Below are 6,488 nucleotides of genomic sequence, written 5' to 3'. Positions count from 1 at the left end.
GCGGCCGGAGAACCCGGAGGAGCCGGGCGGCCAGTCCTTTCGGGCCACCTCACGGCAGACACCCCATCAGCCACACCCGGCTCCTCTGGGCGCCGGAACCTCAGTTCCAACACCAACAACCCTAAGGGCGCCCCCATGATCCTCGCCTGCTCCGGCTGGGCCTGCACGCGCCTCATCTCGGTGTCGAAGGTGCCGGGCGGCAACCCGGTCGCCCGCAACGACCCCGAGGGCTTCGCGATCGAGTTCATGATCTGCGGCGACTGCGGCAAGAACTTCTGCGACCGCTGCCACGCCCCGGGCTCGGTCTTCCGCGCGCCCCGCTGCGCGCACTGCGGCGGGAAGCTCGTGCCGGGCCGCAGGCTGGAGCAGCTCAGCGGCCGCCCCCGCCCCGCCGAGGTCGAGCACCACGACCGGGCGGTCAGCGCGATCGGGTCCGGCCGGTTCGAGGACGCCCTGCGCGACCTGGACGAGGCCATCAGGCTCCGCCCCGCGTACGCGACCGCGCACCACTGGCGCGGCATCGCCCTCACCGACTCCGGGCGTCCCGCCGAGGCGCTCGCCGCGTTCGAGGAGGCGATCCGGCTCAACCCGTCCGACGTGCCGTCCCGCTTCGAGAAGGCCCGCGCGCTCTCCCTCCTGGAGCGGGACGCCGAGGCGCTCGCCGCGTACGAGGAGACCGTCGCCGTCGAGCCCCGCTACCCCGCGCCGCAGGTCAACCGGGCGGTCCTGCTGATGGACGCCGGCCGCGACGCGGAGGCCCTCGCCGTCATCGACCAGGCCATCGCCTTGCTCACCTCCGGAACCGCCGTGGGCGCCGGCCAGTACGACCTCGCGAGCGCGCACAGCGTCAAGGGCGCGGCGCTGGTCAAGCTGGACCGCTGCGAGGAGGCCCTGCCCGTCATCGACTACGCCATCGACAACGGCCCCGACTCCTGGAACGACCACTACAACAAGTCGGTCGCCCTCGAAGCCCTCGGCCGCATCGAGGAGTCCGAGATCGCCCGCAGCATCGCCGACTCCCTCCGCGACGCCTAGGGGCGCCGCACGGGGAGCCGTCCCCGGCCCCGCGCGGCCGTCCGTCCAGGTCAGGCGTTTCGCAGGATGTCGCGGAGCCGGGCGGCGTAGGCGCGCGGGTGGGTGGTGTTGCCGTTGTGGCCGCCGGGGAGTTCGGCGATCCCGGTGCCGAGCAGGGCGGCCAGTTCCTCGGCGCAGCGGTAGTCGAAGACGGTGCGCGGGGTGGTGCGTCCCGCGGCGGGGATGATGCGCGTCCGGGTGCCCGCCAGCTCGGCGACCGGGAGGGTGTCGTCGATGACGGCGGTGAAGTCGCGCTCGATGAAGAACCCGAAGTTGGCGATGCGCCGCGGGGTCATGGGCTGGGGAGTCAGGCCGGGTTCGGCGCCGGGGGCGGCGGGGTCGATGCCCAGCACCTCGGCGATCGTCCTCAGTGCGGGCCCCAGGCCGTCTCTGCGGTAGAGCCGCTGGATGCCGGCCAGTTCCGCTTCGTGGTGCGCGCGTTCGGCGGCGGGCAGCAGGCGCGGCGCGACCGGCTCGTGCGCGATGAGCATGCCGACCTGGCCGGGGTGGTGGACGGCCAGGTGCAGGCCGATGACGGCGCCCAGGCTGCAGCCGAGCATCGCCGCGGGCTCGTCGGTGAGCGCCGCGAGCAGGCGGTGCGCGTCGTCGGCGTGCTCGGCCAGCGTCACTCCCCGGCCGGGGTCGTCCGGAGTACTGCGCGATAGGCCGCGCCGGTCGTAGGTGATGACGGTGTAGTCGGCGGTAAGCCGGTCGACCAGGTCGGTGCTGCGTCCGGCGTCGCCTTCGCCGCTCTGGGAGATCAGCAGCACCGGGCCGGTGCCGCGCACCTCGTAGTAGAGGGTCGCGTCCTGGACGGACAGATGGCCTGCCCTCGCGGTGCTCACAGCGGTCATCTCGGGTTCCCTTCTCACCGGCGGCTCCGGGCGCCGCCGTCGTGGATCACCGTAAAGCATCAAACTTGATACATCAAGCCTGATGCATCTTTTCTGATGTATCTTGGCGGCGTGAACGGAGTCGAGCTGTTCCTGCTGGGCCGCACGCTGATGAAGATCGGCGAGGAGGCGCTGCCCACCGAGGGGCTGGGCGACCAGCCGACCGGCGTCCGGACCGTGCTGATCGTGGTCAGCGACGTGCGCGCGCACCCCGGCGGCGCGATCGGCGAGATCGCCGCCCGCACCGGCCTGCCGCAGAGCGCCGTGTCGGCCGCGGTGGCCCGCCTCCGCGAGGCCGGCGCCGTGGTCGCCGAACCCGACGCCCGGGACCGCCGCCGGCTCCTCATCCGGCCCGCGCCCGGCGTCTCCGACCGGGTGGAGCAGGTCCGCGCGACCTCCATCGACGCCGCCCTGGCCAAAGCCCTGGACACCACCGACTCCGAGCGGATCGCCCAGGTCAGCGCCCTCCTGGAGCAGCTCGCCGAGCACCTGACCCCGCAGACGCTCACCCGCCTCCGCGACTGACCGCCGGCAGGGTCCGCTCCGTCCGCCCCTCCTCCACCGCCAGGACGGGGCCGCGGCCCAGTGGTGGAAACGGACCGGCGTACCGTGGTTCACGGTCCGTGCACGGACGATGGGCCGAGGGCTTGAGGAGGCGCGGGTGACGATCGGGGACGGGACGCTGGCGGTGGGGGCCGGGCGGCCGGAGGCGGAGAACTTCGCGCCGGGGCTGCCGGGGCCGGTGTTCGCGGCGCATTACCACCTCGCCGGCGAGACGGGCGGGCCCTACACGTACGGGCGCGACTCCAATCCGACGTGGACGCTGCTGGAACGGGCGATCAGCGAACTCGAAGGCGGCGCCGAGGTCGTGTCGTTCTCGTCGGGAATGGCCGCCGTGGCGGCCGTGCTGCTGTCGCAGGCGCGGGCGGGCGATGTCGTCGTGCTGCCGAATGACTGCTACATGGCGACGCGCGAGTTGAAAGAGCGGCTGGAGTCGTACGGGGCGGTCGTGCGAATGGCGCCCACCGGCGGGGACGCGCAGATCGCACTGCTGGACGGAGCGCGCCTGGTATGGCTGGAGACGCCGTCCAATCCGCGGTTGGACGTGTGCGATATCGCGCGGATCACCGAGGCCGCGCACGCGGCGGGCGCGCTGGTGGCGGTGGACAATACCCTGGCCACGCCGCTGGGCCAGCGGCCTTTGGAGCTGGGCGCCGATTTCTCCGTCGCCAGTGACACCAAGGCGTTGAGCGGGCACGGGGATCTGCTGCTCGGGCATGTCGCGACGCGGAATCCGGAATTGGCCGAGGGCGTCCGGTTGTGGCGGAAGACGGTGGGCGCCATTCCCGGGCCGATGGAGGCGTGGCTGGCGCACCGGTCGCTCGCCACGCTGGAGCTGCGGCTGGAGCGGCAGGCCGCCAACGCGATGGCGCTGGCGGAGGCGCTGCGGGGGCGGGTCGACGGGCTCCGGTATCCGGGGCTGCCGGACGATCCGTCGCACGAGGTCGCGGCCCGGCAGATGCGCCGGTTCGGGTGCGTGGTGTCGTTCACGCTGCCCGGCGAGGCCGCGGCCGAACGGTTCCTGGGGTCGTTGCGGCTGGTCATGCAGGCCACCAGTTTCGGCAGCGTGCACAGTTCCGCGGAACGGCGCGGGCGCTGGGGCGGCGACGCCGTGGAGCCGGGGTTCGTCCGTTTCTCGGTCGGCGTCGAGAACACCGAGGATCTCGTGGCGGACGTTCTCCAGGCGCTGGAGAAAACGGTGTGAATGAACGGGGCGGGCCGCTGTAACGTGGCCCGCCATGAGCGACGCGCGTGCACTTCTGGAAAGCGGCGACATCCCCGGGCTGATCCGGCACCTGCGGTTCAACGCCGGCGGCATGGAACTGGGCGAGATCGCGCGGCTCATGGAGGGCGCGGCCGAGCTGTCCGGGTTCGACGACCTGCGGGACGCCGCGCGGGCGATGGCCAGCGAGCAGGGGCCGCAGCAGCTCTACGACTTCGGTTACGCGTGCATCGAGCGCGGAATCCCCTTCCTCGCGATCCCCCCGCTGCGGCGCGCGGTGGAACTGCTGCCCGGCGAGCCCGTGCTGGTCATGGAGCTCGCTGCCGCGCTGGAGCGGGAGAACCGGCACGCCGAGGCGGTCGCCGTGCTGGAGCCCCGGGTGGATTCGCTCGATCCGTGGCCCGCGCGGTACCTGCTCGCCTACAACGCGCTGTTCTCCGGGGACGTCGACCGGGCCGGGCGGGAGGCGGGGCGGCTGCCCGCGCCCGAGGACGAGCAGTGGCTGCCCGCCCGCGACCGGCTCGCCCGGATGATCGCGCGGGCGGCGGCGGTGCGGGCCGTCGCCCCGCTGGACGCACGCGACCTGCGCGGCTGGCACTTCGCGCTCACCGGGAGCCTCCTCGCCACGATCTCGCCGTACGGGTTCGAGGACGGCATGACGGGCCGGTTCGCCTACATGTCCGACGGTTTCGGGATGTGCCGGCGGAGCCTCGACCGGCTGCGGCTGGTCCTGGACGCGGCGGGCCGGCGGCCGGCGTCGGTCGGGCTGCTCCCCGACCGGTCGAGCACGGTCCTGGGGCTGGCGGCGGCGCGGCTGTTCGGGCTGCCCGCCGAGCCGTTCGCGCCCGGTCGCCCCGATGCGCTCGTCGTCGCCTACGACCTGAACGAGACCGAGGTCGAGGGGCTGCGGGAGCGGGCCGAGGGGCAGGTGCTGTTCGAGCACGCGTCCTGCTGGACCGACCCGCCGGTGGTGAGCGCCGACGTCACCGGTTTCCTGCACCAGGTCGTGAAGTCGCCGTGGGGCGAGCGGCTGCGCATGACGCCGGGCGGTGAGCCCGAGACCGTGCCGCCGGACGAGCGCCCCGTGGAGGAACTGGCCGCCGAGATCGTCCAGGCGGCCCCGGAGGCGGTCGACGACGACGGCGCGCCGCCGGACCCCGACGCGGTGCTCGCCCGGCTGGCCGGCGCCGTCCGCGGCCACTGGCTGGCCGGGCCGAGGGACGCGGTGCGCTCCCCCGGCCCGGTGCCGAGCAGCCGCTTCGCCTAGTCAGCCGCTTCGCCTAGTCAGCCGCTTCGCCTAGGCCGTCAGGGACGTCAGGTCGGCGAGGAGTTCGGAGACGAAGACCGGGTCGAGGTCCGCGAAGCCGTTCTCGATGACGCGGGACGGCGCGTAGTCGCCCGCCCACTTCCCGATCCAGACGTGCTCGATCGTCTGCTCGGGGTTCAGGTCGGTGTAGCCGACGGCGATGCCGGGCCTCAGGTCGAGCACCACGGCCGCGTTCGGGGCGAGCGTCCAGGACATCCAGCGCTCGATGCCGTTGTCCTGCGGCGCGCCCCGGCTCCACGCGGACCGGGTGAGGCCGAGGAGCCTGCCGGTCGGGACGGTCAGGCCCTCGAACCGGGCGAGCCGGCCGTCCGCGCCCTCCCCCTCGGCGAGGGTGTGGACGGGCCGGCCGAGCTGCGGGAACGGCTGCAGGATCTCGTAGTCGCCGAACACCTCCGACCACGCGTCCAGGGTGTCGCCCAGCTCCAGCGGATGCGCGATCTGGACCGCCGCGCCCTCCGGCAGTTCCACCGCGTCGTCGTTCAGGTCGGCGAACGTCAGGTCCTCGGCGACGCGGAAGGCCCGGTCACCGCTGAGCCAGACCAGGCGCCGCGCGAGATGCCTCATCAGCGGGTGGCCGACGACGTACTCGCCGAACTCGGCGGCCGTCCACTCCCGGCCCATGACCATGGCCGTCTCCAGCCGGGCGACCTGGACGGACGCCACAGCGCGCAGCTCCTTCTTCAGCTCCGCGAACCGCTGGTAGGCGGCGGGTGCCAGGTCGGGGTCGTCCTTGGCGCCCGGCTTGGGCAGCGACTTGCGGGCCCTGCCGTTCTCGTCCGCGACGACGGGCTTGAGCTGCTCGTCGAACCCGACGGTGAACCGGCGCGGCCCGTAGTCGAGGGTGAGGGCGCCGCCGCCGTCCAGGCCGAAGCTCGGGACGAGGCGGTCGGCGAGCTGGTCGCGGGTCAGGCCGCGCTGCTTCGCCGCGAACGCCAGCCGGCGCCGCGCCTCCTCCTTCAGCCCCTTGTACTTCACCTTCTGCGCGATGCCGTCGAGCTGCGTGAGCGCGGTGTCGCCGCCGATCTCGACGAGGACGCCGAGCCCGTGCACGGCGCGGCCGTGCCCGCCGGGCTGGCCCGGCCACTTCTTGATGTGCGGGGTCAGGCGGCGCACGGTCTCCTCGTCGCCGAACCGTCCGAGCAGGGACAGCACGAACCCGCTGCGGCCGGGGAAGCGGGCCGCCTCCCACGCCTCGAACAGCGCCCACGAGAACGCGGTGAGCGCCTCCGGCTCGCACACCTCGGCGGCCCCGTCCACGACCGGGGCGACGTCGATGCCCCGGCCGTCCGGCACGGCCATCGCGAGCAGGAGCGTGCGGAGCGCCTCGGGCGGCAGTTCCCCGCCGCCCTTCAGCGCCGGGGCGGGCAGCGCGCCCAGGTCGAGCCAGGCGGGGAGGGGCGGCGGCTTGTAC

The 6,488-nt window shown here is 73.8% G+C and carries 6 protein-coding genes; 4 read left to right on the top strand and 2 right to left on the bottom strand.

The features are described 5' to 3' along the window. Nucleotides 1-135 precede the first annotated feature (135 nt). A complete protein-coding gene (locus ETD96_RS39050; protein WP_138641524.1) occupies nucleotides 136-1,035 on the top strand; it encodes a tetratricopeptide repeat protein in 900 nt (299 codons plus the stop codon). A gap of 50 nt (nucleotides 1,036-1,085) precedes the next feature. Here ETD96_RS39050 and ETD96_RS39045 read toward each other — a convergent pair whose 3' ends face one another. Then, entirely contained in the window at nucleotides 1,086-1,928 is an 843-nt protein-coding gene (locus ETD96_RS39045) for an alpha/beta fold hydrolase (protein ID WP_138641523.1), read from the bottom strand. 111 nt (nucleotides 1,929-2,039) lie between these two features. On the opposite strand from ETD96_RS39045, the gene ETD96_RS39040 reads away from it, so the two are divergent. The 3 genes from ETD96_RS39040 (at nucleotide 2,040) to ETD96_RS39030 (ending at nucleotide 5,017) form a co-directional block, all read left to right on the top strand. Continuing rightward, a complete protein-coding gene (locus ETD96_RS39040) occupies nucleotides 2,040-2,492 on the top strand; it encodes a MarR family winged helix-turn-helix transcriptional regulator (RefSeq protein ID WP_240808543.1) in 453 nt (150 codons plus the stop codon). Between the two features lie 136 nt (nucleotides 2,493-2,628). After that, nucleotides 2,629-3,732: a cystathionine gamma-lyase gene (locus ETD96_RS39035; RefSeq protein ID WP_205719682.1), complete on the top strand. Its 1,104-nt coding sequence runs from the start codon at nucleotides 2,629-2,631 to the stop codon at nucleotides 3,730-3,732. 34 nt (nucleotides 3,733-3,766) lie between these two features. Next, nucleotides 3,767-5,017 carry a tetratricopeptide repeat protein gene (locus tag ETD96_RS39030; protein WP_138641521.1) on the top strand — a complete coding sequence of 417 codons (1,251 nt, stop codon included), beginning with the start codon at nucleotides 3,767-3,769 and terminating at the stop codon, nucleotides 5,015-5,017. A gap of 30 nt (nucleotides 5,018-5,047) precedes the next feature. Here the strand turns inward: ETD96_RS39030 and ETD96_RS39025 are convergent. Further along, a partial coding sequence (locus ETD96_RS39025) for a DUF4132 domain-containing protein (protein ID WP_138641520.1) occupies nucleotides 5,048-6,488 on the bottom strand: 1,441 nt, incomplete at its 5' end.

The organism is Actinomadura geliboluensis, from assembly GCF_005889745.1.
Taxonomy (GTDB): domain Bacteria; phylum Actinomycetota; class Actinomycetes; order Streptosporangiales; family Streptosporangiaceae; genus Spirillospora; species Spirillospora geliboluensis.
The sequence above is the reverse complement of the archived record's forward strand: the minus strand, read 5'-3'. Positions and strand labels throughout refer to the sequence as shown.